This window comes from Micromonospora sp. CNZ286, from assembly GCF_014207755.1.
Map to the genome: position 1 here is coordinate 2715867 of NZ_JACHIZ010000001.1, position 12615 is coordinate 2728481.

The following is a 12615-nucleotide window of genomic DNA, read 5'->3' on the forward strand; positions in this document are numbered from 1 at the left end:
CAGACCGTAGAGGGACCGACCGACAAAAGCGCGACGGTCCTGCTAGCTTCCCCTGATGTTCGCCCACGCCCTCACCGACGACGCCGAGCTGCGTCCACTGTCGCCCTGGCACGCCGACGAGTTCCTGGCCAACCTCGACCGCTGCCGCGACCACATCTCGCCCTGGGTCGGCGCGTCCTTCGTCGCCACCGACGCCGAGTCGGCCCGCAAGGTCCTCCAGGCGTACGCCGACCGGTGGGCCCGCGACGACGGCGGCATCTGGGGCATCTGGCAGCGCGGCACGCTCGTCGGCGGCGTGCTGTTCGTGTCGCTGAGCACCGAACGCGGGGTGTGCGAGGCCGGCTGCTGGCTGGAACCCGGCGCCGAGGGGCAGGGCCTGGTCACCCGCGCCGCCCGCTTCGTCATCGACTGGGCGGTGCGGGAGCGCGGCATCCACCGCGTCGAGTGGGTCACGAAGGCCGGCAACGACCGCAGCATCGCCGTCGCGCGGCGGCTCGGCATGAGCCGCGACGGCGTCATGCGCGGCGCCGCACCGACGCCCGACGGCCGCGCCGACCTGGAGGTCTGGTCCGTGCTGGCGCCGGAGTGGACCGCCTGACCGGGAAATTGTCGTACCCGGACGTGAACATCTGTCCATGGCTGTCCCCGCACTGGCCGACCGGTCCCCCCAGCCGCGCGCCCTGCCGCTGCGCGAGGTCCGCACCCGGCTCACCCAGCTCGTCTCCCTGGCCGAGCTGACCGACACCGTCACAGTCGTCACCCGCGACGGCGACCCCCGGCCGGTCGCCGCGATCGTGCCCGCGTCCGCCGCCCGCACCGGCGCCCAGGCCCGCGCCGACGCCGAACGCGTCGCCGCGATCAGCGCCGGCTGGGCCCGCCGCTTGGAGGAGCTGCACCGGCAGTCCAGCCGGCGGCACGCCGCCGAGCTGCGGGCGCTGGCCGACGCGCTCGCCGAGGCGTGGGCCGAACTCGACCGCCGCGCGCCGGCCGGCGACGCGGCGCTGACCCGGCTGCGCGCCGCGCACGCCGACCTGCTGCGCCGCTGACCCGTGGCGTCCCGCCCGGTCTACGCGGGACGCCACGGGCGCGCGGTCAGCTCCGGCCGCGCTCGGCCCGGTAGCGGCGGATCAGCTCGGCGGTCGAGGTGTCCACGTCGGCCAGGTCCGGGTCCGGCCCGGTGAGCTTCGGCGCGAGCTGGTTGGCCATCACCTTGCCCAGCTCCACACCCCACTGGTCGAAGGCGTTGATGTCCCAGATCGCGGCCTCGGTGAACGTGATGTGCTCGTAGAGCGCGATCAGCTGACCCAGCGTCGCCGGGGTGAGCTTCGGCGCCAGGATCGAGGTGGTCGGGTGGTTGCCCGCCATCACCCGGTGCGCCACCACCTCGGGCGCGGTGCCCTCGGCCTCCACCTGCTCCCGGGTCCGCCCGAACGCCAGCGCGGCGGTCTGGGCGAAGAAGTTCGACATGAACAGGTCGTGCATGTCGCCCAGGTCGTGGTTGGGCCGGCTGAACGCGATGAAGTCCGCCGGGATCAGCCGGGTGCCCTGGTGGATGAGCTGGTAGAACGCGTGCTGGCCGTTGGTGCCCGGCTCGCCCCAGAAGATCTCCCCGGTCGGGTACGTCACGGGTGAGCCGTCGACGCGTACCGACTTGCCGTTGCTCTCCATGGTGAGCTGCTGGAGGTAGGCGGGGAACCGGTGCAGGTACTGCGAGTAGGGCAGCACCGCGTGGGTCTCCGCGCCGAGGAAGTCGGTGTACCAGACGTTGAGCAGGCCGAGCAGCGCCGGCACGTTGCGCTCCACCGGGGCGGACCGGAAGTGCTCGTCGACCGCGTGGTAGCCGGCCAGCATCTCGCGGAACCGGTCCGGCCCGATCGCCAGCATGACCGACAGGCCGACCGCGGACGGCAGCGAGTAGCGCCCGCCCACCCAGTCCCAGAAGCCGAACATGTTCTCCGGGTCGATGCCGAAGTCGCGGACCCGCTGCTCGTTGGTGCTGACCGCGACGAAGTGCCGGGCGATCGCGTCGTCGTCGGCGTCCAGCCCGGCCAGCAGCCAGCGCCGCGCCTGGTCGGCGTTGGCGAGCGTCTCCTGGGTGGAGAACGTCTTGGACACCACGACGAACAGCGTGCTCGCCGGATCCAGGTCGGCGGTCTTGTCGTGGATGTCGGTCGGGTCGATGTTCGACACGAACCGGCAGCTGATGCCCGCGTCGCGGTACGCCTTCAGCGCCTCGTACGCCATCACCGGCCCGAGGTCCGACCCGCCGATGCCGATGTTCACGACGGTGGTGATCCGCTCGCCGGTGTGGCCCCGCCACGAGCCGGAGCGCACCCGCTGCGCGAACGCCGACATGCGGTCCAGCACGGCGTGCACGTCGGCGACCACGTCCTGGCCGTCCACGGTGAGCGACGCGTCCGCCGGCAGGCGCAGCGCGGTGTGCAGCACCGCCCGGTCCTCGGTGACGTTGATGTGCCGGCCGGCGAACATGGCCGCGATCCGGTCGGTCAGGCCGACCCGCTCGGCGAGCGCGCCGAGCAGCGCGATGGTCTCGTCGGTGACCAGGTTCTTGCTGTAGTCCACGTGCAGGTCGGCGACCTCACCGGTGAGCCGCTCACCCCGCTGCCCGTCGGCGGCGAACAGGTCGCGCAGGTGCGTGGCGCGCATCGCCTCGGCGTGCTTGCGCAGCGCCTGCCATTCGTCGGTGGTGGTGACGTCCACAGCCATCGGGTCGATCTTCTCCTTCACGACGGGCGGTCGGCCGGCGCGCGCCGGCGAACCTCACAAGCCTGCCACCCGGACCGGTCGCGCGCGACGCGACCCGGCGGCGACCACCGTGCGGGCGGGTCTTTCCGGTCACCGCCGAGGGACACGCCGTTGGGACGTCTGTACGACACGCCGGTTACTGAATGACATATTTCGATAGCGGAACGTAGTATCCAGCGTTGCTGCCCGAACGCGTCGAGGGGGTGCCATGGCCGGGGTGATCCACCCTCGTCCACCGTCCGACCCGGAGGAGCCGGCGGGGGAGACGACCCTGCCCGAGCTGGTCGATCCGCACTGGATGCACCGGGCCACCGAGCTGGCCCACACCGGATTCTGGTCGGTGGCACGCCGGCTGCCCGCGTTGATCCGCGAGGCGATCAGTCTCGCCTGGGCGACCAGCCGCCGGGACACCGCCGCGTCGCTGGGTCTCAACGTCGCCGCCGGGGTGCTCACCACGCTGGGCCTGCTCGCCACCACCGGAGTGCTCCACCAACTGTTCGCCGCCGGCCCGACACCGGACCGCATCCGGGCGGCGCTGCCCGCCCTGACGCTGGCGGCGGCCGCCGTCGCCGGGCGCGGCGCGCTGACCATCGCCGCCGGATGGGCGCAGGCCCGGCTCGTACCGCAGATCAACTTCACAGTGGAGCGGCGGCTGTTCGAGACGACCTCAGCGGTGGAGCTGGCCGCCTTCGACGACGCCGGTTTCGCCGAGGAGATGGACCGCGCCCGCGACCGGGGACTGGTCGAGGCGGGCTCCCTGGTCAACGACACGGTCAACCTGGTCACCGGTGTGGTCGGCGTGATCGCCACGGCTACCGCGGTGACGATCATCCACCCGCTTCTGCTGCCCTGCCTGGTCGTCGCCGCCGCGCCGGAGGCGGTGACGGCGGTACGGATGGCCCGCCGCCAGCACGTCGACTGGCTCGCCCGGATCACCCGGCGGCGACGCAAGTGGATGCTGGGCGACCTGATGGCCAACCGGCACACCGCGGCCGAGATCCGCGCCTACCAGATGCGCGACTTCCTGCTCTCGGAGTACCACCTCATGACGCGCCTGGAGACCCGCGCCGAGCTGCGCCTGGCCCGGGCGCAGACGATCACCCGGGCGATCGGCCTGTCCGTCACTGGGATCGCCACGTTCGGGCTCTACGCGGTTCTGGGGACGTTGCTCGTCGGGGGCGTGGTGGCGCTCGCGGCGGCGGCCACCGCGCTGCTCGCGCTCCAGTCCGCGCGTACGAGCCTGCGCACGGCGATCTTCGCCACCAACTCGCTCTACGAGGACGCCCTCTACTACCAGGACTACCGCGACTTCCTCGACCGGGCGACCCGGCGGATCCCGGCCGGCGGGCACCTGCCGGTCGACGGGTTCACGCGCATCGACGTCGAACGGGTCAGCCTGCGCTACCCGGACACCGACAGCGCGGCGGTCGACGAGGTCAGCCTCACGGTCCGGCGCGGTGAGGTGATCGCGCTGGTGGGGGAGAACGGCTCCGGCAAGACCACCCTCGCCAAGCTGATCGCCGGCCTCTACCGGCCCACCGGCGGCACGATCCGCTGGGACGGCGTGGACGCCGCCGAACTGGACCCACGGCAGACCGCCGCCCAGGTCGCGGTGATGAGCCAGGACTGGTGGAGGTTCCCGTTCACCGCCCGGCAGAACATCCGCGTCGGCCGCCACGACCGTGCCGGCGGGCCCGGGCCCAGCGTGGAGACCGCCGCCCGCGACGCCGCCGCGCACGACATGATCAGCGAGCTGCCGTTCGGGTACGACACGCTGCTGGACCGGCAGTTCAAGGACGGCCAGGACCTGTCCGGTGGGCAGTGGCAGCGGCTGGTGGCCGCACGCGGCCTCTACCGTGACGCCCGGCTGCTGATCTGCGACGAGCCGTCCGCGGCGCTTGACGCGCGTGCCGAGCACGCCCTCTTCCAGCATCTGCGGCGGCACCCGGACCGGGCCGTCGTGCTGATCACCCACCGGCTCGCCAACGTCCGGCACGCCGACCGGATCTTCGTGATGGACCACGGCCGGCTCGTGCAGTCAGGCGACCACGACACGCTGATGGCCCAGGGCGGGCTCTACCGAGAGCTGTTCGAGTTGCAGGCGGCCGGCTACCTCGCCGGCAGCGCGGAACCAGCGGCCGAGAGTTGACCTCCAGCGCACTCGAACTCCTACCGTGACCGGACCGCGCGCCACCCGGCCGGCGCGGTGCAACCCAGGGAGTTCACATGCGCTATCGCGTCCTCGGCGGCACCGGCATCGAGGTCAGCGTCCACTGCCTCGGCACCATGATGTTCGGCGCGGTCGGCAACCCCGACCACGACGACTGTGCCCGGATCGTCCACAAGGCACTCGATCAGGGGATCAACTTCGTGGACACCGCCGACATGTACTCGGCCGGCGAATCGGAGGAGATCGTCGGCAAGGCCCTGCGCGGCCGCCGCGACGACGTGGTGCTCGCCACGAAGGTCCACTTCCCGATGGGTGAGGGGCCCAACCGGGGCGGCAACTCGCGACGCTGGATCGTCCGGGCGGTCGAGGACAGCCTGCGCCGGCTCGGCACCGACTGGATCGACCTCTACCAGGTGCACCGTCCCGACCACACCACCGACGTCGAGGAGACGCTCGGCGCGCTCACCGACCTGGTCCGGGCCGGGAAGATCCGCGCGTTCGGCTGCTCGACCTTCCCGGCCGAGGAGATCGTGGAGGCGCACCACGTCGCCGAACGGCGGGCGCTCGGCCGCTTCCGCACCGAGCAGCCGCCGTACTCGATCCTGGCGCGCGGCATCGAGACGTCGGTGTTGCCGGTCTGCCGCCGCTACCGGATGGGTGTGCTGGTGTGGAGCCCGCTGGCCTCCGGGTTCCTGTCCGGCCGGTACCGGCAGGGCCGACCCGTCGACCTCGGCGCGGGCCGCCCGGCGCTCACCCCGGCCCGGTTCGACCCGGCGTTGCCGGGCAACACCGCCAAGTACGCCGCCGTGGAGGAACTGGTCGCGCTCGCCGACGAGGTGGGCTGCACGCTGCCGCAGCTCGCCGTGGCGTTCGCCGCCGCGCACCCGGCGGTCACCTCGACCATCATCGGACCGCGCACGATGGAGCAACTGGACGCGCTGCTCGCCGGGGCGGAGCTGACGCTCGACGACGCGGTGCTGGACCGGATCGACGAGATCGTCCCGCCCGGTACGAACCTCTACCAGCCCGACGGCGCCTGGTCCCCGCCCACGCTGACCGACCCGTCCACCGCCGCCGCCCCCTCCCGGAGCGGGCCGCAGCCTGACCCTCGCCCCTCCCGCCCTCCCGCCTCCGTCCCGACCCTCGGCTCCCCGGCTCGTCGATCATGGGCTTCCTGCCCCGGCAAAGAGTGCGAACCGGGCATCCGAGGGGCCGAAACCGCAAGATCGACGGGGCGATGTGCTCGCCGGGCTGAGGATCAGCCGCGCCCAGCTGGACGCCGTGGTCGTTGGCAACGACAAGCAGCGCTTCGCGGTGGAGGCCGGTCCGGACGGGGCCGACCGGATCCGCGCCAACCAGGGGCATTCCGTCCCGGTCGACCTCGGCCTCACCCCGGCCGCGCCGCCGCCCCGGCTGTTCCACGGCACCGGTGAGGCCGTGCTGGACGCGATCCGGGCGCAGGGGCTGCGCCGGGGCGGGCGGCACCACGTACACCTGTCGCCTGACGTGGCGACGGCCCGGCGCGTCGGTGCGCGCCGGGGCGGCGCGGTGGTGGTGCTGACCGTGGACGCGGCGGCGATGGCCGAGGCGGGGTACCTGTTCTACCGCTCGGCCAACGGGGTGTGGCTCACCGACACCGTGCCGCCGCCCTACCTCAGCACCACCTGAGCGGCGGTCAGCAGGCGGTCACGGGGTGGGCCACGACGGCGTCGAACAGGTACGCGAGGTGGTTCGGCGCGGCCCGGTCGGGCTGGACGGCGCCCGTGCAGTCGGTGGCGCGGGCGCGCAGGACGTGCCGGCCCGCTGCCGGGGGGCGCCACCTGACGGTCCAGCGCTGCCAGGCGCCGCCCCGGTCGGCGGCGACCAGGTCGGCGGGGCGCCACCCGTCGCCGGTGTCCGCCTCGACGTGCGTGATCGGGCCGTTGCCGGACCAGGAACGGCCGGTCAGCAGCATCTCCTCGCCGGCCGGCACCCGGGCGTCCCAGGGCAGCTCGAACGCGCTGCGCACTGGCTGGGCGGTGAGCACTGTGCCGTCGGCCGGGTGGCCGGGGCCGAACATCCGGTAGAACTGCGTGTTCCACGGCGAGAACAGGGGAGTGGTGGAGACCTCGATCGCGCCCACCCACTTGATCGAGGAGATGCCGACCCAGCCGGGCACCACGACCCGCACCGGGAAGCCGTGGTCGGGGGGCAGCGGCTCGCCGTTCATCTCGTACGCCAGCAGCACGTCGTCGAGCGCCTTCGCGACCGGCATCGGGCGGCGTACCCGGCCGAGGTTGACCCCGCCGGAGACGTAGTCCGGGTCGAGGCCCTCGGGCATCACGTCGACCGCCTCGTCGCGCAGCCCGGCCAGGCGCAGCACCGTGCCGAGCCGCACGCCCCGCCACCGCGCCACGCCGACGCTGCCCAGCCCCCACGCCACGCCCGGGGTCGGCTCGTCCTGCTGCTCGGCGAAGTAGCGCCGCCCGTTGCCGGCGCACTCCAGCAGCGCCGCGTGCTCCTCGGCGGGCAGCCGGCGCAGCTCGTCGAGGTCGAACTCGACCGGGTTGTCCCGGGTCGGCGCGCCGCGCAGCCCGTCGCCGAACAGGCGCAGCCGCCAGGTGGCCGCGTCCAGGTGCGGCGTGACCGTGTGGTTGCGGACGAAGAAGCGGTCGATCGGGACCACGTACCCCTGGCCGGCCATCGACGGCCAGCGCATCTCGGCGTTGGTGTCCAGCGGGCGCAGCAGGTCCGGCGGCAGCGGCTTGACGATCGGCGCGCCGGGGTCGACTCCGACCGGCGCGGACGCCACCGCGACCGGCTCGCGCTCCGCGGCGGCGGCGGTCACCGCCGCCATCGCCGCGCCCACCTCCAGCAGCCGGTCGCGGTCGACGCCCGGCCCGTGCGCCTGCCCGGCGAGCCACTGCCGGCTGCGGTCGGCGTCGTGGACGGCTTCGGCGGGGGACGGGGACTGACTCACGGCTGACCTCCGGGGTAGGCGACGCTGCCTTTCCTATTCAATCAGTAGGACTTTTCATCGATCCGTCGCAGGTGGCGGCGACCTCACGCCGCGCCGATCAGCGTCACCACGCCGGCCGCCACGAGCACACCGGCCCACAGCCGGTCGACGTTGAACCAGGCCCGGCGGAGCACACCGACGCCGAGCACCTCGTACACCAGCAGGGCCACGACCAGCGCGACGGCGAGCATGGCGACTGTGTGCACGGCGGCGGCGAGCAGGCCGGTCAGCGCGCCGGCCGGCGCGGCGGCGAGGTGCCCGGCGTGCGGGCCGGCGCCGGCCGCCGGTTCGGCGAGCAGCACCGGCAGCAGCATCAGGCCCGCGCCGTGCGCCGCGGACATCAGGAACGACCAGGCGGTGAGCTGCGCCGCCGACAGCCGCATCCCGGCCCACCGGAAGTGCCGCTCGGACAGCAGCCGCCACAGCCCGAACCCGACCAGCAGCACCCCGCCGGTCACCGCGACCAGCGTGCTCGCCGTCACCGACCGGGTGGCGCTGACCAGCGCGGCGACCACCGCCACCGACGCCAGGTGACCGGCCGCGATCGGCGGCAGGGCCGCCAGCAGCGCGGCCCGGCGGCGCTCCTGCAGGCCCCGGGCCACCGCGAACAGCCACCCCATCGCCGGGTTCAGGCCGTGGAACGCGCCGAGGCCGGCCAGCGCCGCCCAGGTCGCGCCGGTCACGGGAAGCAGTACGAGTCGGACGAGGCGTCGCCGCCCTGCAACCGGGTCTGGTGTACGCGCAGGCCGCGGAACTCCTCGCCGCGCGGAAAGAACCGCGGGTCCGGCACGAGGCCGCCGTGCTCCGGGTCGACGTCGAGCTTCGCCACCCAGGCGCCCACCCCGTCGGGGTAGAACTGGTCGTCCCAGGCGCCGTAGAGCGAGTTGCTGACGTAGACGCGGCGGCCGTCGCGGCTGATCTCGACCATCTGCGGCCCGCCGGCCAGCGGCTCGTCCGGGAACGCCGGGTGCGGGGTGCGGTTGACGATGCCGCCGAGGCGTACCGAGCCGACGCGTACCGGGTGGAACGGGTCGCTGACGTCGTAGCGGATCAGTTCGCCGGTGCCCCAGCAGGAGACGTGCAGGAACCTGTCGTCAACGGACAGGTCGATGTCGGTGACCAGCGGCGGCACCGCCCCGAACGGCTTGAGCAGCTCCGGCCGGGTCGGCCGGGTCGGCCGGCTCGGCGGGGATGTCGATCACCTTGGTGACCGCCCAGGCGTCGCCGTCGCGGTGCCACAGCCAGATCGACGCGGACAGGTCCTCGACGCTGATCACCACGCCGACGAAGCCGTACGACTTCGTCGGGTCGTGCGCGGGCCGCAGCTCCAGCGGCATCTGGTACTGGTCGCCGAGGTCGACGCGCTGCACGTGCCGGCGCCTCGCCAGGTCCCAGAAGTGGATCGCGTGCCCGTACCGGCGGCCCAGCAGCAGCTCACCGACGATGCCGTCCTCGATCATCGACGGCGTGCCCCACTCGCTGGTGACCAGCACGTCCTGCGTGTAGTGCCACCAGAAGTCGTACGCCAGGAACTGCGGCCCCCGGTCGGCCTCCCACGCGCCGCGTACCTCGAACGTGGTGTGGTCGAGCACGGCGATGCCGCCCGGCCCCTCCTGCCCGTCGGCGCCGCCGAGCGCGGAGACGTAGATGCCGTCCGGCCCGCAGTGCACCGTGTGCGGGCGGGAGTACCCGGCACGCCTGCCGAGTTCCTCCGCTCCGATCACCTTGACCAGCTCGGGGCGGCGCGGGTCGGGCTTGGTGTCGAGCACGTGGATCCGGGACGAGCGCAGGCCCGGCACGATCAGGTAGCGGCGCTCCACGTGCGGGTGCGGCGCGGTCGGGCAGAGCGCGCTGCTGCACGCGTTCCAGCCGAAGTGGTGCAGCTCGTCGCCGGTGTCCGGCAGCTCGGTCCAGCCCACCACCCGGCCGTACGAGCCGGAGTCCGGGTCGGTGTCGAGCACCGCGATGGCGTCGGGGCGCTGCCCGGCGCGGTCGAACGCGGCGACGTACGCGAGTTTCTCGGCCGGCGCGGCGGCGGCGAGCGCGGGGGAGGGGTAGAAGGTCGGGTCGGGTGTCCAGCGGGTCATGGGTTCTCCCTCGCGGTCAGCCGGCGGGTACGCCGAGGCGGTCGAGCAGGTGGCGGCGCAGCGCGCCGAGGGCCGGGTCGTCGGGGCTCGGGGACGGGCCGAGGCGTACCGGCACCTCTTCGGCGATCACGCCGTCGTCGAGCAGCAGGACGCGGTCGGCCAGCAGCAGCGCCTCCTCCACGTCGTGGGTGACCAGCAGCGCGGCGAAGCCGTGCTGGGCGCGCAGCCGCCGCAGCAGCCCCTGCATGCGCAGCCGGGTCAGCGCGTCCAGCGCGCCGAACGGCTCGTCCAGCAGCAGCAGGTCCGGTTCGCGGACCAGCGCGCGGGCCACCGCGACCCGCTGCGCCTGCCCGCCGGACAGTTCGGCCGGCCAGGCCCGGCCCCGGTCGGCGAGACCCACCTCGGCCAGCGCGCGGCCGACCCGGTCGCCCACGTCCGGTCCGGTCAGCCCGAGCGCCACGTTGTCCGCCACCCGCTTCCACGGCAGCAGCCGGTGCTCCTGGAACACCACGGCGGCGGTGCCGTGCAGCACGTGCTCGCCGCCCGCGTCACCGTCGAGCCCGGCGAGTACGCGCAGCAGCGTGCTCTTGCCGGATCCGCTGCCGCCGAGCAGCGCCACCGTCTCGCCGTCGCCGATGGTCAGGTCGACCCCGGCCAGCACCACCGCCGGGCCGAAGGACCGGGTCACCGCGCGTGCGGTGAGCACCGGCCCGGTCAGGTCGCGCGCAGTCCGCGTCGCCACGCCAGCGTCCTCCTCTCCGCGTACCGGATGAGCAGGTCGGAGGCCAGCCCCAGCAGCGCGTAGATGAGCAGGCCGAGCACCACCACGTCGGTCTGGCTGAACTCGCGCGCCTCCATCATCAGGAAGCCGACGCCGGTCTGCGCGTTCACCTGCTCGCCGACGACCAGGCTGAGCCAGGCCGCGCCGATGGCCAGCCGCAGCCCGAGGAACAGCGCCGGCAGCGCGCCGGGCAGCACCACGTGCCGCAGCCGGGCCACCGCCCCGAGACCGCAGGTGCGCGCCGCCTCCACCAGCCGCTCGTCGATGTCGCGGATGCCGGCGTACGTGTTGAAGTAGATCGGGAAGAACGCGCCGAGCGCCACGAGCGTGACTTTCAACGACTCGCCGATGCCCACCCAGATGATCAGCAGCGGGACCAGGCCCAGGTGCGGCAGCATCCGGGCCATCTGCACCGGCGGGTCGACCAGATCGTCGCCGAGGCGCAGCAGCCCCGCCGCCGCGCCGAGCACGAGCGCCAGGCCGCCGCCGATGAGCAGGCCGAGCGCGGCGCGGGTGAGCGAGTCGAGCAGGTGCACGCCGAGCGTCCCGTCGCTCGCCAGCCGCCACCCGGTCGCCAGCACCGCGCTGGGCGCGGGCAGCTTCTCCGGCGCGAGCAGCCCGGTCCGCGCGGCGGCCTCCCAGGCGAGGACCAGCACGACCGGGCTCACCGTGCGCCGCCACCGCCGCGGGGCGCGGGCCCGCGACCGCCGCGGCGTCACCCGATCGGGTACGACCGCAGGACTCGCCTCGGCCAGCGCCGGACTGCTCACTGGAACGCCTCGTTGAACCGGCCGTCCACCCGCCCGGCGATGTCGACCGGTCCGGGCACCAGCTTCAGCTCCACGAAGCTGTCCGCGATGGCCTGCAACTCGGCGCCGATCTCCGGCGTGACCGGGGCGAGCGGCTTGGCGCTGCGGGCCAGCGCCCGGGTGGTCACGTCGAGGGGGATCTTCAGCTCCGGGGCGAGGACGGCGGCCCGCTCGGCCGGGTGGGCGATGCCCCAGTCGGTGGTCTGCCGGTACGTGTCCAGGAACGCCCGTACGTCGTCGGTGCGGTTCTTCACCGCATCCGGCGCGGCCAGCACGTACTCGCGGTTGCCGGCCAGGCCGGTCGCGTCGGCGAGCACCCGTACGCCGGGCTGCTCGGCCAGCGCGAAGTAGGGATCCCAGATGATCCACGCGTCGACCTGCCCGTTGTCGAACGCGGGCCGTCCCTCGGCGGGCTTGAGGTACTTCACCTTGATGTCGGCGAGCGTCATCCGGTTCGCCTCCAGCAGCTTCACCAGCAGCCAGTGCACGTTGGAGCCCTTGTTCAGCGCTACCGTCTTCCCGCGCAGGTCGGCGAATCCACGATACGGGCTGTCCGCCTTGACCAGAACCGCCTCGCCCTGCGGGATCGGCTGGGAGGTGCCGACCACGGAGAACGGGATCTTCCCGGCGGCGGCGAACACCGGCGGCGCCTCGCCCACCTGGCCGATGTCGATCGAACCGGCCTTGAGCGCCTCGGTCAGGGCCGGGCCGCTCTCGAACAGCGACCAGGTGACGTTCTTCGCGTCGCCGCGCGCCTTGACCAGGCTGAGCCCGCCGAAGCGCTGGTAGCCGATCCGCAGCGGGCCGTCGCCGCCGCCACTGGCGTCGGCCGCCTCGCCGCCGCAGGCCGTCAGCGCCGTCGCGGCGAGCAGCGCGAGGGTGGTGAGCAGCGCGGCCACCGGCCGGCGGCGCGATCTGGGGGTACGCATGGCGACTCCTCGGGGAGGGATGGGCCCGGCCGTCGGCGGGCGACAGCAACCTACCAACCCGATAGGTTTTATGGG

At 73.7% G+C, this 12615-nt stretch carries 11 protein-coding genes and 2 pseudogenes; 5 read left to right on the forward strand and 8 right to left on the reverse strand.

All coding sequences use genetic code 11. The features are described from left to right. The first annotated feature begins 55 nt into the window (after window positions 1-55). Window positions 56-598, forward strand: a complete 543-nt coding sequence (locus tag FHX31_RS12150; RefSeq protein WP_013286746.1) for a GNAT family N-acetyltransferase — start codon at window positions 56-58, stop codon at window positions 596-598. 37 nt (window positions 599-635) lie between these two features. Then, window positions 636-1046 (forward strand): hypothetical protein, encoded by a 411-nt coding sequence (locus FHX31_RS12155; protein WP_013286745.1) that lies wholly within the window; start codon window positions 636-638, stop codon window positions 1044-1046. 46 nt (window positions 1047-1092) lie between these two features. On the opposite strand, the gene pgi is transcribed toward FHX31_RS12155, so the two are convergent. Further along, on the reverse strand, window positions 1093-2727 hold the full coding sequence (gene pgi / locus FHX31_RS12160; RefSeq protein ID WP_013476494.1) for a glucose-6-phosphate isomerase: 1635 nt from the start codon (window positions 2725-2727) through the stop codon (window positions 1093-1095). A 247-nt stretch (window positions 2728-2974) separates the two neighbouring features. Here pgi and FHX31_RS12165 point away from each other — a divergent pair, with 247 nt between their 5' ends. The 3 genes and pseudogenes from FHX31_RS12165 to FHX31_RS12175 all read left to right on the forward strand — a co-directional run. Beyond that, window positions 2975-4915, forward strand: a complete 1941-nt coding sequence (locus tag FHX31_RS12165) for an ABC transporter ATP-binding protein (protein WP_071094648.1) — start codon at window positions 2975-2977, stop codon at window positions 4913-4915. Between the two features lie 77 nt (window positions 4916-4992). Next, window positions 4993-6041 (forward strand): annotated as a pseudogene (locus tag FHX31_RS12170) (aldo/keto reductase). A gap of 131 nt (window positions 6042-6172) precedes the next feature. Beyond that, window positions 6173-6604 (forward strand): annotated as a pseudogene (locus FHX31_RS12175) (RNA 2'-phosphotransferase); the annotation flags it as partial. A 7-nt stretch (window positions 6605-6611) separates the two neighbouring features. On the opposite strand, the gene FHX31_RS12180 reads toward FHX31_RS12175, so the two are convergent. The 7 genes from FHX31_RS12180 to FHX31_RS12205 all read right to left on the reverse strand — a co-directional run bounded on the left by FHX31_RS12180 (window position 6612) and on the right by FHX31_RS12205 (window position 12540). Next, window positions 6612-7895 (reverse strand): sulfite oxidase, encoded by a 1284-nt coding sequence (locus FHX31_RS12180; RefSeq protein ID WP_123109364.1) that lies wholly within the window; start codon window positions 7893-7895, stop codon window positions 6612-6614. An 83-nt stretch (window positions 7896-7978) separates the two neighbouring features. Continuing rightward, window positions 7979-8617 (reverse strand): hypothetical protein, encoded by a 639-nt coding sequence (locus FHX31_RS12185; RefSeq protein ID WP_123109363.1) that lies wholly within the window; start codon window positions 8615-8617, stop codon window positions 7979-7981. Further along, window positions 8614-9066, reverse strand: coding sequence for a selenium-binding protein SBP56-related protein (locus tag FHX31_RS32675; protein ID WP_402883886.1), 453 nt, complete (start codon window positions 9064-9066; stop codon window positions 8614-8616). The genes FHX31_RS12185 and FHX31_RS32675 overlap by 4 nt, the downstream gene beginning before the upstream one ends. Next, entirely contained in the window at window positions 9029-10021 is a 993-nt protein-coding gene (locus FHX31_RS12190; protein ID WP_402883888.1) for a selenium-binding protein SBP56-related protein, read from the reverse strand. Before FHX31_RS12190 ends, FHX31_RS32675 begins: the two co-directional genes overlap by 38 nt. Window positions 10022-10037: 16 nt before the next feature. Beyond that, window positions 10038-10763, reverse strand: coding sequence for an ABC transporter ATP-binding protein (locus tag FHX31_RS12195; protein ID WP_047894429.1), 726 nt, complete (start codon window positions 10761-10763; stop codon window positions 10038-10040). Continuing rightward, the gene (locus FHX31_RS12200; protein ID WP_123109362.1) at window positions 10736-11572 is read right to left on the reverse strand and encodes an ABC transporter permease; all 837 of its coding nucleotides are present in this window, start codon (window positions 11570-11572) and stop codon (window positions 10736-10738) included. Before FHX31_RS12200 ends, FHX31_RS12195 begins: the two co-directional genes overlap by 28 nt. Beyond that, entirely contained in the window at window positions 11569-12540 is a 972-nt protein-coding gene (locus FHX31_RS12205; RefSeq protein ID WP_013286735.1) for a sulfonate ABC transporter substrate-binding protein, read from the reverse strand. Before FHX31_RS12205 ends, FHX31_RS12200 begins: the two co-directional genes overlap by 4 nt. Window positions 12541-12615: the final 75 nt, after the last annotated feature.

Excerpts from the sequence above, each read along its gene's own strand:
- FHX31_RS12165 (WP_071094648.1), top strand. The coding sequence starts at position 2,975 with ATGGCCGGGGTGATCCACCCTCGTCCACCGTCCGACCCGGAGGAGCCG.
- FHX31_RS12150 (WP_013286746.1), top strand. The coding sequence starts at position 56 with ATGTTCGCCCACGCCCTCACCGACGACGCCGAGCTGCGTCCACTGTCG.
- pgi (WP_013476494.1), bottom strand. The coding sequence starts at position 2,727 with ATGGCTGTGGACGTCACCACCACCGACGAATGGCAGGCGCTGCGCAAG.
- FHX31_RS12205 (WP_013286735.1), bottom strand. The coding sequence starts at position 12,540 with ATGCGTACCCCCAGATCGCGCCGCCGGCCGGTGGCCGCGCTGCTCACC.
- FHX31_RS12155 (WP_013286745.1), top strand. The coding sequence starts at position 636 with ATGGCTGTCCCCGCACTGGCCGACCGGTCCCCCCAGCCGCGCGCCCTG.
- FHX31_RS12190 (WP_402883888.1), bottom strand. The coding sequence starts at position 10,021 with ATGACCCGCTGGACACCCGACCCGACCTTCTACCCCTCCCCCGCGCTC.